At 36.9% G+C, this 18088-nt stretch carries 20 protein-coding genes; 17 read left to right on the top strand and 3 right to left on the bottom strand.

The features are described from left to right. Positions 1-97: 97 nt before the first annotated feature. The 12 genes from liaF (at position 98) to HMPREF2810_RS01270 (ending at position 12037) form a co-directional block, all read left to right on the top strand. Positions 98-829 (top strand): cell wall-active antibiotics response protein LiaF, encoded by a 732-nt coding sequence (gene liaF, locus HMPREF2810_RS01325; RefSeq protein ID WP_002381168.1) that lies wholly within the window; start codon positions 98-100, stop codon positions 827-829. Further along, the gene (locus tag HMPREF2810_RS01320) at positions 826-1929 is read left to right on the top strand and encodes a sensor histidine kinase (RefSeq protein ID WP_002365182.1); all 1104 of its coding nucleotides are present in this window, start codon (positions 826-828) and stop codon (positions 1927-1929) included. Before liaF ends, HMPREF2810_RS01320 begins: the two co-directional genes overlap by 4 nt. Then, the gene (locus HMPREF2810_RS01315) at positions 1904-2536 is read left to right on the top strand and encodes a response regulator (protein ID WP_002355137.1); all 633 of its coding nucleotides are present in this window, start codon (positions 1904-1906) and stop codon (positions 2534-2536) included. The genes HMPREF2810_RS01320 and HMPREF2810_RS01315 overlap by 26 nt, the downstream gene beginning before the upstream one ends. 103 nt (positions 2537-2639) lie before the next feature. Continuing rightward, the gene (locus tag HMPREF2810_RS01310; RefSeq protein WP_002355139.1) at positions 2640-3305 is read left to right on the top strand and encodes a potassium channel family protein; all 666 of its coding nucleotides are present in this window, start codon (positions 2640-2642) and stop codon (positions 3303-3305) included. A gap of 54 nt (positions 3306-3359) precedes the next feature. Beyond that, the gene (locus HMPREF2810_RS01305; RefSeq protein WP_002355140.1) at positions 3360-3689 is read left to right on the top strand and encodes a HesB/YadR/YfhF family protein; all 330 of its coding nucleotides are present in this window, start codon (positions 3360-3362) and stop codon (positions 3687-3689) included. Positions 3690-3892: 203 nt separating this feature from the next. Then, positions 3893-4831: a glycosyltransferase family 2 protein gene (locus HMPREF2810_RS01300; protein ID WP_002355141.1), complete on the top strand. Its 939-nt coding sequence runs from the start codon at positions 3893-3895 to the stop codon at positions 4829-4831. A gap of 146 nt (positions 4832-4977) precedes the next feature. Then, entirely contained in the window at positions 4978-6111 is a 1134-nt protein-coding gene (locus HMPREF2810_RS01295) for an ABC transporter ATP-binding protein (RefSeq protein WP_002396511.1), read from the top strand. After that, positions 6111-6986: a carbohydrate ABC transporter permease gene (locus HMPREF2810_RS01290; protein WP_002355143.1), complete on the top strand. Its 876-nt coding sequence runs from the start codon at positions 6111-6113 to the stop codon at positions 6984-6986. The genes HMPREF2810_RS01295 and HMPREF2810_RS01290 overlap by 1 nt, the downstream gene beginning before the upstream one ends. 4 nt (positions 6987-6990) lie before the next feature. Next, positions 6991-7809, top strand: coding sequence for a carbohydrate ABC transporter permease (locus HMPREF2810_RS01285; protein ID WP_002355144.1), 819 nt, complete (start codon positions 6991-6993; stop codon positions 7807-7809). Continuing rightward, positions 7793-9082 carry an MBL fold metallo-hydrolase gene (locus tag HMPREF2810_RS01280; protein WP_002359171.1) on the top strand — a complete coding sequence of 430 codons (1290 nt, stop codon included), beginning with the start codon at positions 7793-7795 and terminating at the stop codon, positions 9080-9082. Before HMPREF2810_RS01285 ends, HMPREF2810_RS01280 begins: the two co-directional genes overlap by 17 nt. A gap of 23 nt (positions 9083-9105) precedes the next feature. Further along, positions 9106-10386: an extracellular solute-binding protein gene (locus HMPREF2810_RS01275; RefSeq protein ID WP_002415847.1), complete on the top strand. Its 1281-nt coding sequence runs from the start codon at positions 9106-9108 to the stop codon at positions 10384-10386. A 97-nt stretch (positions 10387-10483) separates the two neighbouring features. After that, complete coding sequence (locus tag HMPREF2810_RS01270) at positions 10484-12037, top strand: bifunctional metallophosphatase/5'-nucleotidase (protein WP_070635583.1); 1554 nt, start codon at positions 10484-10486, stop codon at positions 12035-12037. 63 nt (positions 12038-12100) lie between these two features. Here the strand turns inward: HMPREF2810_RS01270 and HMPREF2810_RS01265 are convergent, their stop codons facing one another. After that, on the bottom strand, positions 12101-13063 hold the full coding sequence (locus HMPREF2810_RS01265) for a phosphoglycerate dehydrogenase (RefSeq protein ID WP_010715421.1): 963 nt from the start codon (positions 13061-13063) through the stop codon (positions 12101-12103). 148 nt (positions 13064-13211) lie between these two features. Beyond that, on the bottom strand, positions 13212-14222 hold the full coding sequence (locus HMPREF2810_RS01255) for an NAD(P)/FAD-dependent oxidoreductase (RefSeq protein WP_048942435.1): 1011 nt from the start codon (positions 14220-14222) through the stop codon (positions 13212-13214). Positions 14223-14426: 204 nt separating this feature from the next. On the opposite strand from HMPREF2810_RS01255, the gene HMPREF2810_RS01250 reads away from it, so the two are divergent. Both HMPREF2810_RS01250 and HMPREF2810_RS01245 read left to right on the top strand, forming a co-directional pair. Beyond that, complete coding sequence (locus HMPREF2810_RS01250; RefSeq protein WP_002361120.1) at positions 14427-15017, top strand: peptidylprolyl isomerase; 591 nt, start codon at positions 14427-14429, stop codon at positions 15015-15017. Positions 15018-15180: 163 nt separating this feature from the next. Continuing rightward, complete coding sequence (locus HMPREF2810_RS01245; RefSeq protein WP_002355151.1) at positions 15181-15387, top strand: DUF3955 domain-containing protein; 207 nt, start codon at positions 15181-15183, stop codon at positions 15385-15387. Between the two features lie 33 nt (positions 15388-15420). Here HMPREF2810_RS01245 and HMPREF2810_RS01240 read toward each other — a convergent pair whose 3' ends face one another. Continuing rightward, on the bottom strand, positions 15421-16587 hold the full coding sequence (locus HMPREF2810_RS01240) for a MalY/PatB family protein (protein ID WP_002415842.1): 1167 nt from the start codon (positions 16585-16587) through the stop codon (positions 15421-15423). A gap of 183 nt (positions 16588-16770) precedes the next feature. On the opposite strand from HMPREF2810_RS01240, the gene HMPREF2810_RS01235 reads away from it, so the two are divergent. From HMPREF2810_RS01235 to HMPREF2810_RS01225, 3 genes are all read left to right on the top strand, one after another. Beyond that, positions 16771-17139, top strand: coding sequence for a CvfD/Ygs/GSP13 family RNA-binding post-transcriptional regulator (locus HMPREF2810_RS01235; RefSeq protein WP_002365178.1), 369 nt, complete (start codon positions 16771-16773; stop codon positions 17137-17139). A gap of 64 nt (positions 17140-17203) precedes the next feature. Beyond that, the gene (locus HMPREF2810_RS01230) at positions 17204-17575 is read left to right on the top strand and encodes a hypothetical protein (RefSeq protein ID WP_002385270.1); all 372 of its coding nucleotides are present in this window, start codon (positions 17204-17206) and stop codon (positions 17573-17575) included. Next, positions 17559-17807: a hypothetical protein gene (locus tag HMPREF2810_RS01225; RefSeq protein WP_002415841.1), complete on the top strand. Its 249-nt coding sequence runs from the start codon at positions 17559-17561 to the stop codon at positions 17805-17807. The genes HMPREF2810_RS01230 and HMPREF2810_RS01225 overlap by 17 nt, the downstream gene beginning before the upstream one ends. Positions 17808-18088: the final 281 nt, after the last annotated feature.

Raw genomic sequence — 18088 nt, 5'->3', positions numbered from 1 at the left:
ATTTAGGGCTAAAGTCCTATGGTAACCTGAGGCGCAAACCACTATGATTAAATAAAATAAACGAGTAAAATAAATGACAGAGGGAGGAGGCAAATCTATGAATAACCCTTGGCGCTTTTTTATCGTCGCAGAAGCATTACTTTTTATTCTGGCGTTATGGCAAATTGTACATAATCCTGGATTAGCTGTTTTATTAACAATTGGCGTTTTACTTGTGGCCTACGTTTCCAGGAAAGCATCTAAAACACATTTTAACAACTTTCAATTCGTCCTCGGCGTTGTTTTTATTGTCATTGGTGCAATGAACAGCACGGCTGTTTGGTTTATGTTGATTTTTGGCGTACTCTTTATCGGCTTAAAAGGCTTTGAGATTTCAGGCGTGGATATAGCTGAACGAGCACCTTGGCGTAAAAAACAAATGATTATGGTAGAGACGGCGGCAAAAGAACCTAAAAATGGCAAACGATTTAAACGCCGCTGGTTTGCCAACGAACGCATTGGTAACAATATCTATGAATGGGATGACATCAATATTGATTTAATCTCTGGGGACACCATTATTGATTTAGGTAATACGCTACTACCGAAAGAAGACAATATTATTATTATTCGTAAAGGTTTTGGCCGCACGCGAATTCTAGTGCCGTTAGGTGTAGCTATTTTGTTAGAACATTCAACTTTTTACGGAACGGTACGTTTTGAAGAAGAAAAATATCAATTGAAAAACGAATCATTAAAAATTTACAGCAATGATTATGATACCAATCTTCGTCGTTTGAAAATTATGACGAACACTTTAGTAGGAGATGTTGAGGTGATCCGTGTATGACCGATCGGATTTCAAGACGCATGATTTCATTATATGCGTCCCTTAGCACCTTTATTGTTATCTTAATTACATTGTTTTCATATTTTCATTCGATTAAACAAAACCGGTGGCTATTAGAGCTTCTTCAGAGAAAAGTCTTTTATCTACCACTAATTGTGCACATTGTTCTCATATCCTTACTAATAGGCTTATTGACCTTTTTACTGATTTCATTGGTTCAAAAAGGGCAATATGGACGGATTGAAGAAAAACTTCGGTTATTGGCCAATGGCAATTATGAAAGTCCAGTCTTAAACAAACCAACGACCAGTGAAAATCAAGATCATTATCTAACCGAAGTCGAACAAGATATTTGGTCGATTAAAAATAAATTATTAGAGATGTCTAAAGAATTGCAATTATTAAACAGTCGGCCGCAATTAATGGATGGGCAAACAAAAGAAGAAATTTTAGAGAACGAGCGGCATCGTTTGGCGCGGGAGTTGCATGATTCAGTCAGTCAACAACTTTTTGCAGCCATGATGATGTTGTCTGCCTTAAATGAACAAGCACAACGAACAGAAACCCCGGAACCATATCGTAAACAACTAGCCATGGTGGCAGAAATCATTAATGCCTCCCAATCGGAAATGCGCGCGTTACTATTGCACTTGCGTCCTATCAGTCTAGAAGGAAAAAGTTTGCGTAAAGGTATTGAACAATTACTGAAAGAACTACAAACAAAAATTAAAATTGAATTGATTTGGGATGTTGAAGATGTTCATTTAAATAGCAGCATTGAGGATCATCTTTTCCGAATTGTGCAGGAGTTACTTTCAAATACCTTAAGACATGCTAAAGCAAAGGAATTAGAGGTATATTTACACCAAGTTGATAAAAACGTGTTATTGCGTATTGTTGATGATGGTGTCGGCTTTGATATGAAGGAACAAAGTAATAAAGCCGGTAGTTATGGCTTAAATAATATTCGAGAACGTGTTGTCGGCATGGGCGGTACAGTTAAAATTATTAGTTTTAAAGGGCAGGGAACCAGCGTTGAAATTAAAGTTCCTGTCATAAAGGAGGAAACTGCAAGTGATCAAAGTAATGTTAGTGGATGACCATGAAATGGTCCGTTTAGGCGTTTCATCATATTTATCTATTCAAGAGGATATAGAAGTCGTAGGCGAAGCAGAAAACGGTAAGATTGGCTATGAAAAAGCATTGGAACTACGTCCAGATGTTATTTTGATGGATTTGGTAATGGAAGAAATGGACGGCATTGATTCAACAAAAGCGATCTTGAAAGATTGGCCAGAAGCCAAGATTATTATTGTGACGAGTTTTATTGATGATGAGAAAGTGTATCCGGCGATTGAAGCTGGTGCAGCGGGCTACCTATTAAAAACATCAACAGCACATGAGATTGCTGATGCAATTCGGGCGACTTATCGCGGAGAGCGTGTGTTGGAACCTGAAGTGACGCATAAGATGATGGAACGGTTAACAAAAAAACAAGAGCCGGTGTTGCATGAAGATTTGACAAATCGAGAACACGAAATTTTAATGTTGATTGCACAAGGTAAAAGTAATCAGGAAATAGCTGATGAACTCTTTATCACTTTGAAAACAGTTAAAACACATGTTTCAAACATTTTAGCAAAACTAGATGTGGATGATCGGACCCAAGCGGCGATTTATGCTTTTCAACATGGTTTAGCCAAATAAATATCAGATAAATCCATAAATAAATTCTAGGAAATCCTTCTAGGAATTTATTTATGGATTTGTTATACTAATTTTAACGAACAGACAGGAGCGGTCAGAAGAAATGAAACAAAATTTTGCAATTATTGGTTTAGGACGTTTTGGCGGCAGCATATGCCAAACTTTGGTGGAAGCTGGTCAAGAAGTTTTGGCCATTGACAGCAGTGAAGACCGTGTCAATGAATATATGAATATTGCAACGCATGCAGTGGTGGCTAACGCCCAAGATGAAATGACGTTGCGTTCTTTAGGGATTCGGAATTTTGATCACGTAGTGGTGGCAATTGGTGAAGATATTCAAGCGAGTATTTTAGTGACGCTAATGGTTAAAGAGATGGGGGTTCCCAATGTCTTAGCCAAAGCAGTCAATGAATATCATGCCCGTGTCTTAGATAAAATTGGGGCAGACATGGTCGTTCACCCAGAGCGAGATATGGGTATTCGAATTGCTCACAAACTTGTTTCACGCAATATTTTAGATTATATTGAATTATCTAGCGAATTTTCATTAGCTGAGGTTAGGGTCACCAATCCTAAATTTTACAATAAAACCTTAGCAGAATTAAATTTCCGTCAACGATTTGGTTTAACTGTGGTAGCGATTCGCCGCTCGAAAACAGAAGTAATTGCTTCGCCAGATGCTTCTGAAATTGTTCGAGAAAACGATAATTTATTAGTTATCGGTGATACCGCAGATGTTGATTTATTAGATGAAAAAATGAATGGCTAAGCACTTTATTCTCTAAAAGCACTGCGCTGTGCTACAATAAATGGCGACAGAGATGTGAAGGAGGAACAAAGAATGAAATTAGAAGTGACACCGAAAGCCCAACAATGGTTTAAAGAAGAAACCGGGGTTCAGCCTGAGACAGGCATTCGTTTTTTCGGAAAAATTTACGGAAAAACACCTGTTCATGATGGTTTTTCCATTGCGATGTCTGTAGAAGCGCCAGATGAGCCAATGATTAAAGAGAACCTAGATGGGATTACCTATTTTATTGAAGAAACAGATGATTGGTTCTTTAAAGGCTATGATTTGATTGTTGATTATGATGAAAAGAATGATGAACCGCGTTATCAATTTGAAGCAAACCAAGAAGATTTAACAAAATAATTTTAGTGCTAAACAAAAGAGGCTGAAATAGTGCGTAGGACTATTTCTGTTGCTTTCGTTTAACCGCTAGTCAGCCTGAGAAAAAATCGTTTTGGATTTTTTCTCAGGTTCTTTCTATTTAAGTTATTTTTAGTTGGATATCGTTATTTAATAAGGCTATTATATGGTATAATGATAATTAACTGAAGTGTGGAGGAAATAAAATGTTATCAATTGTTGTCCCTTGTTATAATGAGGAAGCAGCGATTCCGCTGTTTTTTGAAGAAGTAGAAAAAATTAGCCAGCAACTGTCTCATTCAGTAGAATATATATTTGTGAATGATGGCTCAAAAGATAAGACGTTAGCTGTTTTAAGACAGCTTTATCGCGAACATCCAGAGAAGGTCCGTTATCTTTCTTTTTCACGAAATTTTGGGAAAGAAGCAGGTTTATACGCTGGTTTAAAAGAAGCAACAGGTGACTTGGTGACAGTCATGGATGTTGATTTACAAGACCCGCCTGAGTTATTACCTCAAATGATTGAGATGATTGAAACCAGTACAGATTTAGATTGTGTTGGCACACGACGCATAACAAGAGACGGCGAACCGCCCATTCGTAGCTTTTTTGCTCGGATGTTCTATAAACTCATTAATCGAATTGCTGAGACAGAAATGGTGGATGGTGCCCGTGACTTCCGTGTCATGACCCGACAAATGGTCGATGCGATTTTAGAGTTATCTGAGTATAATCGTTTTTCAAAAGGGATTTTTAGTTGGGTCGGCTTTAAAACAGAATATATTGAATTTAAAAATCGAGAACGAATTGCTGGAGAAACCTCTTGGTCTTTCTGGAGTCTATTAAGTTATTCAATTGACGGGATTGTCAATTTTTCAGAAACACCATTGAATATTGCTTCATACGTTGGCGCCTTTTCGTGTATTGGTTCTGCACTAGCAATGTTAGTGATTATCTTTCGAACATTAGTTAATGGTGATCCAACAAGCGGCTGGCCTTCAATGGTTTGTATTGTACTTTTTGTAGGTGGCTTGCAACTCTTATGTTTAGGAATTATTGGCAAATATATCGGCAAAATTTTCTTAGAAACGAAAAAACGACCAATTTATATTGTAAAGGAATCAGAAAAAGATTCTAAAAAATAACCAAAAAAGTAGAGAATTTTTCTCTGCTTTTTTGTTATGCGTTAAAAAAAGTGTAAACAGGCTTTTCAGAAAAACAACATTTTTTACATAAAAAATACATTAACTTTACCTATTTTTATCTTAATGAAACAGCTTTGCTCTCGCGGTTGCAAGAAATAAATGTTAAAATCAAAAGGTATGCTATTAAATGTTTTTTTGGAGGTTGGGTCATGATAGAAGTTATCGACTTGAAAAAAGTATTCGATAATGGGTTTGAAGCGTTAAAATCGGTCAATTTTACGATTGAGCAAGGGGACTTGGTTTGTTTGTTAGGACCAAGTGGGTGTGGGAAATCCACAATTTTAAACTTAATTGCAGGTTTATTACATCCAAGTGATGGAGATATTCAGTTTCGACAGCAATCGGTTGTCAAAACAGCACCAAAAGATCGGAACATCGGGTTCGTTTTTCAAAACTATGCCTTATATCCACATATGACTGTTTTAGAAAACGTAATGTTTCCTTTGACGGTAGGAAGTAAGAAAGTTCCCAAGGCAGAGGCACAAGCTATTGCCGAAGAATATATGAAACTAACGAATATTGAAGAGTTAAGCCATAAAAAGCCAGGCACACTTTCTGGTGGTCAACAACAGCGTGTTGCGATTACCCGGGCGTTAGTTCAAAAACCAGATGTTTTATTATTAGATGAGCCTTTAAGTAACTTGGATGCACGTTTGCGTTTGAAAATTCGTGAAGAAATCCGCCGCTTGGTGAAAGAAGTAGGCATTACAACAATCTTTGTAACGCACGACCAAGAGGAAGCGCTATCAATCAGTGATAAAATTATTTTATTAAACGAAGGGGTTATTCAACAAAATGATGAACCTCAAAACCTTTACTTAGAACCAAATAACTTATTTGTTGCTCAGTTCATAGGTAACCCAATTATTAATTTATTGTCTGTTGAAGTGAAAGACGGCAAAATGTACCATGAAAGTTTTGAAATTCCGCTTGAGCGTTTTGAGCAAGCACGCTTTAAAATGCCGATGACTGATGGGAAATATACGTTTGCTTCTCGTCCAGAAGATGTGGTACCAGCTGAAACAGGTCTCTTTACCACAACGACAGATTTAGTGGAATTGATTGGTCGAGAACGTATTTTACGATTTACATTAGGAAATGAACAAGTGAAATCAATTGTAAGTGTAGAAGAAGCGATTGAAGAAGGAGACACTTTATCTTTTGATTTTTCATATAAAAAAGTATTTATCTTTAACGAAGCGGGAGACCGGGTTTACTAATGAAAAAATACAATCCAGAAAATCAACCAAAAGCATGGCTCTTCCTTCTGCCATCATTAGGAATCATTTTACTGTTTAGCGTTTATCCGCTGTTTCGTTCTTTGTGGATGAGCTTCCAAAAAGGTTCCTTAATTAACCAACGCTACGCTGGTTTAGAAAATTATCAACGTGTATTGAATGATCCAATCTTCTATAAAGCGTTAAAAAATACAGCGCTCTATGCATTTGCTGTGGTACCGATTGCCTTGATAATTTCCCTAGCAATTGCTTGGATTATCTTTGAAAAAGTTAAACATAAGAGTTTCTTTGAAACGATTTTCTTTATGCCTTATGTAACGAGTACGATTGCCATTGGGATTGTCTTCCGTTACTTCTTTAATGGCGATTATGGAATTGTCAATTACGTCTTAGGTTTTTTCGGCATTCCTTCTGTCAACTGGCTAGATAATGTTCAAATGAGTATGCCAACATTGATTATTTTTGGGGTTTGGACGAGTTTAGCATTTAATATTATTATTTTGTTGGCGGGTTTGAGAAATATTGATGAAGAACACTTTAAAATAGCGAAAATGTTTGGTGCCTCAGACGGCGAAATTTTCCGACGTATTACGTTTCCGCAACTAGTCCCGACCATTGCCTTTTTATTAACGGTCAATTTAATTGGCGCCTTTAAAGTTTATACACAAGTTTATGCTTTATTCGGTGGTCGTGCGGGGATTGCCAATAGTGCCACAACCGCAGTGTACTATATTTATGACAAATTCCACATTGCAGGGCGTCCCGGAATTGCGATGGCCGCCACAGTGATTTTATTTGTGATTATTTTAGTGGTCACTTTCTTACAAAATAAACTCTTAAAGAAAGTGGGGCAATAAGCCAATGAAAAAAGTTTTAACGATTATCGCATTTGTTTTCTTAGGCATTTTAGCCGTTATTACGTTATTTCCATTTGTCTATATGATTTTAGCTGGTTTAATGAGTTATTCTGAAGCGACCAGCATGCCGCCAACCATGTTTCCGAAACAACCACAATGGCAAAACTACACAGAGGTCTTTCAAAAAGCACCCTTTCTTCGGTATTTCTTGAACACAGTCTTTGTTTCAGGTGTTACAACGATTGCTACGGTAGTCACCGCCGTTTTAGCTTCATTCGCGTTAACGAGTTTGAAGTTCCGTTTTAAAAATGTGGTCATTGCTTTGATGATTTCGTTGTTAATGGTTCCATATGAATCTATTATCTTTACCAATTATCAAACGATTGCGCAATTAGGTTTGTTAAATACTTACAGCGCCTTAATTATTCCATTTTTAACTAGTATTTTTTATATTTACTATTTAAACGGGTATTTAAAAGGTATTCCTGATACTTTTTACAAGGCTGCCAAGATTGATGGCGCTAGTGATTTAGAATATATTTGGCGTATTTTAGTACCAATGTCAAAACCAGCGTTAGTAACAGTAGGGATTTTAACATTCATTTCTAGTTGGAATTCTTTCTTGTGGCCATTGTTGGTGACGAACGAGAAAAAATACCGTCTATTGAATAATGGACTATCGGCCTTTGCGACAGAGAGCGGTAGTGACGTACATTTACAAATGGCTGCTGCAACATTAACCGTTATTCCAATTTTAATTATTTACTTGATTTTCAGAAAAGAAATTATCAGAGGAGTTGCAAAAAATGGAATCAAAGGCTAAAACAACTGTGACTTTTCACAGTGGCATTTTAACAATTGGAGGAACCGTGATTGAAGTGGCGTATAAAGATGCCCACATCTTCTTTGATTTTGGTACAGAATTTCGACCAGAATTAGATTTGCCCGATGATCACATTGAAACCTTAATTAATAATCGTTTAGTGCCAGAATTAAAAGACTTATATGATCCACGTTTAGGTTATGAATATCATGGTGCAGAAGACAAAGAGTATCAACACACAGCTGTTTTCTTATCTCATGCCCATTTAGATCATTCACGCATGATTAATTATTTAGACCCAGCTGTTCCGTTGTACACCCTAAAAGAAACGAAAATGATTCTAAATAGTTTAAATCGCAAAGGTGATTTTTTGATTCCATCACCGTTTGAAGAAAAGAATTTTACCCGAGAAATGATTGGTCTTAATAAAAACGATGTGATTAAAGTTGGCGAAATTTCAGTGGAAATCGTACCTGTTGATCATGATGCGTACGGTGCTTCGGCATTACTGATTCGCACGCCTGACCATTTCATCACATACACAGGTGATTTGCGCTTACATGGCCATAATCGTGAAGAGACTTTAGCTTTTTGTGAAAAAGCCAAACATACTGAATTATTAATGATGGAAGGCGTAAGCATTAGCTTCCCAGAACGTGAACCAGATCCAGCGCAAATAGCGGTTGTCAGTGAAGAAGATCTTGTTCAGCACTTGGTTCGTTTAGAACTAGAAAACCCGAATCGACAAATTACCTTTAATGGTTATCCAGCAAACGTGGAACGTTTTGCTAAGATTATTGAAAAGTCACCACGTACAGTCGTTTTAGAAGCAAATATGGCTGCGTTGTTACTTGAAGTATTTGGAATAGAAGTTCGTTATTATTATGCTGAATCTGGTAAAATACCAGAATTGAATCCAGCGTTAGAAATCCCGTATGACACGTTACTAAAGGACAAAACAGACTATTTGTGGCAAGTTGTGAACCAGTTTGACAACCTCCAAGAAGGTAGTTTATACATTCACAGTGATGCGCAACCGTTAGGAGACTTTGATCCACAGTATCGCGTGTTTTTAGATTTGTTGGCTAAAAAAGACATTACTTTTGTCCGTTTAGCTTGTTCAGGACATGCAATTCCAGAAGATCTGGATAAAATTATTGCATTGATTGAACCTCAAGTATTGGTTCCAATCCATACGTTAAAACCAGAAAAACTGGAAAACCCGTATGGTGAAAGAATATTGCCAGAACGTGGCGAACAAATTGTTTTATAAATTTTTTTAAGGGAGAGAAAAAAATGAAGTTCAAAACTCTAGCAACAACAGTGTTAGCAACCGCAGCTATTTTCGCATTGGGGGCTTGTGGTAACGGTAATGGGGCTAAAGAATCAAACGATATTGTGAAAGAAGTGAAGGAAGATACGACAATCACTTTCTGGCATGCAATGAATGGGGTTCAAGAAGAAGCGTTAACAAAATTAACGAAAGACTTCATGAAAGAAAATCCAAAAATTAAAGTGGAATTACAAAATCAATCTGCTTACCCTGATTTACAAGCCAAAATCAATTCGACTTTAACCTCACCAAAAGATTTACCAACAATTACGCAAGCGTACCCAGGCTGGTTATGGAATGCTGCACAAGATGAAATGTTAGTGGACTTAAAACCATATATGGATGATGACACAATCGGCTGGAAAGATGCAGAGCCAATTCGTGAAGTATTGTTAGACGGCGCCAAAATCGACGGCAAACAATACGGCATTCCATTTAATAAATCGACAGAAATGTTATTCTATAATGCTGATTTGTTGAAAGAATATGGTGTTGAAGTACCGAAAACATTAGAGGAATTAAAAGAAGCTTCTAAAACAATTTACGAAAAATCCAACAAAGAAGTCGTTGGTGCTGGTTTTGACTCGTTAAATAACTATTACGCAATTGGAATGAAAAACAAAGGCGTTGATTTTAATAAAGACTTAGATTTAACAAGCAAAGATTCACAAGAAGTCGTGGACTATTACCGTGATGGTATCGAAGTAGGTTACTTCCGCACAGCTGGTTCAGATAAATATTTATCTGGCCCATTTGCAAACAAAAAGGTAGCAATGTTTGTCGGTAGTATTGCTGGTGCTGGTTTTGTTCAAAAAGATGCTGAAGCTGGTGGCTATGAATACGGTGTTGCACCACGTCCTGAAAAAATCAACTTACAACAAGGAACAGATATTTATATGTTCGATAGTGCTACGCCAGAACAACGGACAGCGGCATTTGAATTTATGAAATTCTTAGCAACGCCTGATTCACAATTGTACTGGGCGCAACAAACAGGTTATATGCCAATTTTAGAATCTGTTTTACACAGTGATGAGTACAAAAATTCTAAGACAACCAAAGTACCTGCACAACTTGAAAACGCAGTAAAAGATTTATTCGCTATCCCAGTAGAAGAAAATGCTGATTCAGCCTATAATGAAATGCGGACAATTATGGAAAGTATTTTTGCTTCATCAAATAAAGACACGAAAAAATTATTGAAAGATGCAACGTCACAATTTGAACAAGCATGGAACCAATAATCAATAAATAAACAGACGTGGGAGGTTGGGATCTGAGTCGTTATGGCTCGTGTTCTAACCTTCCTGTTCTTTTGGGCGGAAGAAGGAGAGAAACAAAATGCAAATAAAAATTTTAGCAACAAGTGATATGCATGGGTACATTATGCCAACAAGTTATAGTGAAAAAAAGATGGATTTGCCTTTTGGAACCGCAAAAGCAGCAACCATGCTGAAAAAGTTACGTGCGTCTGCCAAAGGACCAGTTTTTCAAATTGAAAATGGGGATTTTATTCAAGGTTCGCCGCTTAGTTACTACGTAAGAAAAGCAGAAACACATTCAGTGGCTGCCATCACTAAGATCATTAATCAAATGAATTATGATGTTAGCATTTTAGGTAACCACGAATTTAATTACGGTTTAGATTATTTAAAGGAAACGATTGCCAGTTATCAACAGCCAGTTTTAGCTGCCAATATTCTTGGTAAAGATGGACAACCTTATTTCGGTCAGCCGTATGTCATCATAGAAAAACAAGGGGTTAAAGTAGCCATTCTTGGCGTGACGACCCAATATATTCCTCATTGGGAACAGCCGGCAACAGTCAAAGATTTAACGTTTAAAAGTGTCGTTGAAACAGCGGCGGAATACGTGCCAAAACTGCGGGAAGAAGCAGACCTAGTTGTTGTCGCTTACCATGGCGGTTTTGAAAAAGATTTAGAAACAGGGGAACCCACGGAATTACTAACAGGAGAAAATGAAGGCTACGATTTATTGGAAAAAGTTCCTGGGATTGATGCCTTAATCACTGGTCACCAACATCGAGAAATTGCTACAAAACTGAATGGAATACCTGTGATTCAACCAGGTTTTCGAGGAGCTTTTGTTGGAGAAATTACTTTAGAAATTGAACCTATGGCTAAAGGCTATCGCGTTATCGGAAGTGATGCAGCTATTCATCCTGTTGGGAACGAACAACCAGATGCAGAAATTTTAGCTTTGACAACAGCGTTACATGACGAGGTAGAAGAGTGGCTTGACCAACCGGTGGGAAATGTGGAAGGGGATATGACGATTCAAAATCCGAATGCCGTACGCCTCAAAGAACATCCATATATAGAATTTATTAATAACGTCCAAATGGCTTCAAGCGGAACGGATATTTCAGGGACTGCACTTTTTAACAATGAAGGCAAAGGGTTTAATAACCAAATTACGATGCGCGATATCATTACCAACTACATTTATCCAAATACCTTGGCTGTATTGCGTGTCACTGGACAAGACCTCCGTGAAGCGTTAGAACAAAGCGCTACTTATTTTGTGTTAGAAAAAGGCCAACCAATTTTTAACCCGAAATATGTCGATCCAAAACCACAATACTATAATTATGATATGTATGAAGGCATTGAGTATACGCTTGATTTAAGACAACCGTTTGGTGAAAGAGTGACGAAACTTAATTATCATGGTAAAGCAGTGCAAGCAGAAGATGTTTTGGAAATCGTGACAAATCAATACCGTGCAGTCGGTGGCGGAAACTATCAAATGTTCCAACCTGAAAAAATTATTCGAGAAATCCAAATTGATATGACGGAACTGATTGCAGAATATTTAAAAAAACATCCAATCATTCAAGCATCGACAAATGATAACTTCAAGGTTATCTGGTAAAAAAAGCAAAAAAAGCCTTCAACCATGCAATTACTTGAAAGATGGTTGAAGGCCTTTTTTGAGTTAATAGCCTTTTTTTAAGGAAACTTGGTTTTTGACGAGGGTTTGATCTGTCACAAATTGATTTAAGTTTGGAATAAAAATCGCCAGTAATTTTGATTTGAACTTCGGTGTCATGCCAGAAATATGAGGTGTTAATAAAACATTCTGCATCTCCCATAAAGGGCTATCTTCGGGAAGAGGTTCTTCTTCAAAGACATCTAAGGCAGCAAAAGCAATGGTTTTATTGTTTAAGGCAGTTATCAAATCGTTCGTTGCTACTGAGGCGCCGCGACCAACATTTACGAAAATTGTTTCAGGAGCCATTTTTTCAAAAAGTGCCTGATTGTATAAATGTTTTGTTGTTTCAGTCAAAGGAAGAATGTTCACAACAATGGACATTTCATGGATAATTTTACTCATATTCTTCTGTGAATAGCATTCAATGAAGCCTTCCGTCACATGTCCAGAGGTATTCACGCCATAAACTTGAAGATTTAAACCTTTAGCAAATTTAGCTAATTGTTGTCCGATTTGCCCAGTGCCTACGATTAACATTTTTTGCCCAGAAAGTTGTTGATAGGAAGGGGCTGTTTGATTCCATGTGTGTTGCATTTGTTGTTGGATACTTTCTTGCAGTCCGCGGGTATGTGCTAATAAAACGCCTAAAACATGTTCTGAGATAGAAACACTATGGATTCCGCTACCATTAGACAACAGAATGCCTTTTTCTCTTAATTTATCAAAATCCATATAATCAGCACCAGCAGAAATGAGCTGAATCCATTTTAGGTGACTAGTATCAGAGGCTAATAAACGCGGACCAATTTCTTTATGCCAGCCTAACATAATTTCGATGGCCTCTTCTTCAGCAGAGGATAAATAATCGGTAGATGTTTTAACTAGATAATTGGGTGCCACAGCTTTGACTTGTTCCAGTTGTTCTTCGTTGAATACTTCATTTAAATAAATAATTGGTTGGTTCATCTTTCTTCCTCCTAGCACTTTTTATTGTATCAAAAATAAATTTAAAAGAGAAAAAGAAAGGCTTTTCAGTAAAGCAGAAAGCCAAGGACAAAAATCCGATTTAGATTTTTGTCCTTGGCTTAAAAACTGCTAAAGTCCAGTGCTAACCTTATTTAGGTACGCCGTTTTCAAATAAACTTGTACTATGAACTGGTTGACGTCGAGTATCGGGCCGTAAGTAATGTAAAGCATTATTTACGGCAGTAGGTGCCTCACCAAAGCCTGTAGCGATTAATTTCACTTTTCCCTCATAGGAACAGATATCTCCTACAGCGTATACACCAGGAATGTTAGTTGACATATCGGAATGAACATTAATAGCATTTCTAGAAACGTCTAATCCCCATTCTTTGAGGTGTGTTAAAGAAGAAGTAAAGCCATAATTGATAATTAAATCATCCAGAGGGAGGTCCAATGTTTGGTCACCTTTTGTCTCCGTTAATTGGATGCCTGTGAACGTTTCGTTTTCCTTTAAAATATCACTAATGATATAAGGGGTTCTGATAGAAACGCTAGATTTTTCCAGTTGTTCCACGCTATGTTCGTGGCCACGAAATTGTGGGCGACGATGGATAATAGATACTTCTTCTGCGACGTTTTCTAGCATTAAAGCCCAATCAATTGCGGAATCACCGCCACCAGCAATCGCAACTTTTTTGCCAGCGAATTTTTTCATGTCAGTCACATAATAATGGATTGACTCACCTTCAAAGGCTTCAACATTTTCGATAGCTAAACGTCGAGGTTGGAAAGCGCCGTTACCAATCGCAAAGATAACCGTTTTAGAATAATGTGTGCCTTTAGTTGTGTCTAAGCGCAGAAGTCCATCTGCTTCCTGTGCAAGGTGTGTGACCTCTTCTTCCAAGCAAACATCGTGCTGAAATGGCTGCATCTGTTTTTCCAAATTGGCAATTAACTCACCGGCTTTAATAGCAGGGAATCCAGGAATATCATAAATATATTTTTCGGGATACAGCATTGTTAGCTGACCACCTAATTGCGGCAGGCTATCAATGATTTTCGTTTTTGCTTTACGAATTCCCGCATAAAAAGCGGCAAATAATCCAACAGGACCTCCGCCGATAATCGTTAAATCATAAATATCTTTTTCATCAGACATTTGAAAATTCCTCCTAATTCATTTAGGGTTGAGACAACTATTGATCGTTTTGCGAACACTTCACAAAATAGCACGGCTTTTCGAAAAAAGCAAGTTTGGCTAACGAATCAAAGCATTCTTTAATCATTGGAAAAAGATCATAGCAATTTTCAGCATTTTTCGATATGATGGAACTATAAAATAATTATCTAGGAGGACATTCTCATGTCACAATTTCCACAATTAGATTTAGAAAATGCTAAAGGCCCAAAAGCGGTCATTAAAACAAACCGAGGCGACATCACTGTTCAATTATTCCCAGAACAAGCGCCTAAAACGGTTGAAAATTTTGTTGAATTAGCGAAAAAGGGCTACTATGATGGCGTTATTTTCCATCGTGTGATTCCTGATTTTATGATTCAAGGCGGTGACCCAACCGGAACAGGAATGGGCGGCGAAAGTATTTATGGAGAAGCATTTGAGGATGAATTTTCTCGGGATGTTTTCAATTTGCGTGGCGCATTATCAATGGCAAATGCTGGTCCTAACACAAATGGTAGCCAATTCTTTGTTGTTACTAATCAAAATGTTCCAGCTCAAATGATGAGTCAGTTAGAAGATGCTGGTTTTCCAGAAGAAATTATTGAAGCCTACAAACAAGGCGGAACACCTTGGTTAGACTTCCGTCATACTGTTTTTGGTCATGTTGTTGATGGTATGGATGTAGTGGATGAAATTGGTGGAGTCCAACGGGATGCCCAAGACCGTCCAACATTTGACGTCGTGATGGACACAGTTGAAATCATTGGTGAATAAGTTTAACCAATTGAAAAAGAGAGTATCAACGAGGGACAAATTCGTTGGTACTCTTTATTTTTTTCTTAAAACGACTAACTTTTTTTAAAAGCATCCAAATCGCTTCTTTTAATGAAGTCTTTATAGGATACTGAGTGAAAGAATAGAAGGAGAGGAAGCGAATTTGTTAGAAAAATACAGATATCCAATGGCCTTGGCTTTGTTTGCAGTAATACTCCCATTTATAGGAACGTTTTTTACGTATGTAGATCAGCAAGGAATCGTTCATGAACCAGGATTTTATACAATAATAATTGGAGAAATTTTACTTCTATTTTCAGGTATCTGGTTCGTCAGAGTTTATTTAGCTAAACGCAAAAGAAAGAATTAAAAACAGCTGTCCTAAAAACTAGGACAGCTGTTTTTAATTAAAGGCTTTTTTGATACGTAAAAGGCCTTCTTCGAGAGTTTCTCTTGAACAAGCTAAGTTTAAACGCATGTGTTGAGAACCTTGGGGACCAAAACTAATTCCTGGATTTAGAACCACTTTCCCCTTATGAATTAAGGTATCGCGAAGTTCCCGATCCGTTAGCGAATAAGAACTAAAGTCTAACCATAAAAGATAGGTTCCTTCAGGCTCCATTACACGAACGCTAGGCATCTCTTCACGGAAAAAGGAAAGGGCAAAATCAATATTTTCTTTTAAATAATCCAGTAACGCCGTTAGCCATTCTTCCCCTGTTTGATAGGCAGCTGCCGTTCCCACGTAGCCAAAAGTATTGATACCGCCTTGATGATTTTTGTCTTGTAAAGATACGAAAGATTGCCGTAGTTTTTCATTAGGAATGAACAGCATTGAATTTTTAATCCCCGCTAAATTAAAGGTTTTCGTTGCCGCTGTTAAGGTAACAGTGAATTCCTTAAATGCTTCATCAGCGACAGTGAAGGAAGTGAAGGTATGCGGTTTGAAAATCAAATCCTGATGAATTTCATCGCTAACCACAGTTACTTGGTGTTTTTTGCATAAACGGCCAATTGCTAGCAATTCTTCTTTTGTCCAAACACGTCCACCAGGATTATGGGGATTACAAAAAAGTAACAGCTTCACCTTTTCTTCGATTATCTGTTGTTCCATTTTAACCAAATCAACTTCATAATGTCCGTTAACTTCTAGTAAAGAATGTCGCACAAGTCTACGCTCATTTTGTTTTACCACATCTGCAAAAGGGGGGTAGACTGGATCACAAATCATGATAGAATCAGCAGGTGCTGTATACGCTTGAACGGCTGTGGCCAAGCTGGGTACCACGCCACTATTAAATAAAATTTCTTCTTTTTCAACAATCAATTGATGGTGTTGCTGTTGCCAATCTTGAATTGCTTGATACAGTTCATTAGGTGCCACTGCATATCCTAGAATACCCTGTTCAATAACTTGTGACAAAGCATCAAGAATAGGCTGATGCACTTTGAAATCCATATCAGCAACCCATAAAGGTAGTAAATCTTTTTCGTGGTAACTCGTTTCAACGGTGTCCCATTTAACACAATTCGTGTGGCGACGATCAATGGTTTCATTAAAATTAAACATAAGATAACTCCTTTTCTTCTATATAAAGTCTTACTTCCTATAGTATAGTAGATTTTGCTTAAAAGATGAAACAATAGTTTTAACAACTAGGGAAGAAATAATGCACAAACGTTGAAAAAATGCTATTATTTTAAATGAGTAGAAACGGAAAAAGAAATTTATCGTATGAAAAGAGGAAATTTGATGAAGTACAAAATTGGTATGGTACTTTCTGGCACAATTACCGGACTTCAACCATATGGCGCATTTGTTTCTTTAGACGAAGAAACACAGGGACTGATTCATGTTTCGGAAGTACAAGCTGGCTTTACCAAAAATATCCATGGACTCTTAACCGTTGGACAAAAAGTAACCGTTCAAGTTATTGATGTTGATGAATATTCTCAAAAGATTAGCTTATCTTTACGGACCCTTGAAGACAAAGTTCATTCAGTGAATCATCGACGCAAAAAATATTTTACGGATAAGAATAAAAAAATTGGCTTTGCAACCTTAGACAAAGAACTTCCAGAATGGATTGATGAAGCAATGGATAAATTGCTTGAAAAATAATTCTGTATTTTTTCAGAAAGTGTGTTACAATTTCTTTGGTTAGTGAATCTAAAAATTAATTGAGGTGGATGTCGTGTCTAACAAAAAAGTCGCTGGAACAATCATACTGAACTTAAACGATGGTAGTAAAAAATTTTTGATGCATCCAATAGGTGAAGCGATTGAGTTTGCGATGGCAAAAGTTTCTGATGAGATGACGGGTTTAGCTAGTATGCTACAATGGTTCAAAGAAGAGGTTCAATTGGACGTTACTTCAATTAGCTTAGTAGAATTAACTAACGCGCATATCAATAAAGAAAATGTTCCGCTGTTTGTCTTCGAGATGGATGAACAAGCACTTAAAAATGAAATGGATAAAGACTATACATGGGTAGCACCTGCAGAATTAAAAACGATTTGGTCAAAATATCATATTGAAGGTGTTCCAATGTTTTAAACAAAAAAGAAAGAATCTGTCGATAATCGAACAGATTCTTTCTTTTTTTATGTTGTACGTAAAAAAGTTAATCGAACTATTTCAAATATATGATTCAGATTGTTCGATTTTTAGCAAGGGATTAAACTGTTTTGATAGACAATTAGGATTTAAAAAGTTTAAAAACGAAATAATTGAAAAGAATGAAAACAGATTGAAAACTTCTTTTAATTTTTTTGAAAAAAAGTGTTGACCAAACATAAAAATCTTGATATATTATTACATGTCGCAAGGCGAGTCACACAGCTGAGCGATTCAGAAATCAATAATTAAATAACAATTCTTGATTTCAAATCTCTCGAAAAAAGTTTGAAAAAACAACAAAAAAGTTGTTGACAAATAACAAACGAGATGATAAGATATAGAAGTTGTCGCAACAGACAACAACGACCGAGCAAAACAACTTGAAAAAACTTTTTTAAAAAAGTTCTTGACATTCGAACGAAAGTTTGTTATGATATAAAAGTTGCTGCG

The organism is Enterococcus sp. HMSC078F03, assembly GCF_001811595.1.
GTDB lineage: Bacteria > Bacillota > Bacilli > Lactobacillales > Enterococcaceae > Enterococcus > Enterococcus faecalis.
The sequence above is the reverse complement of the archived record's forward strand: the minus strand, read 5'-3'. Positions and strand labels throughout refer to the sequence as shown.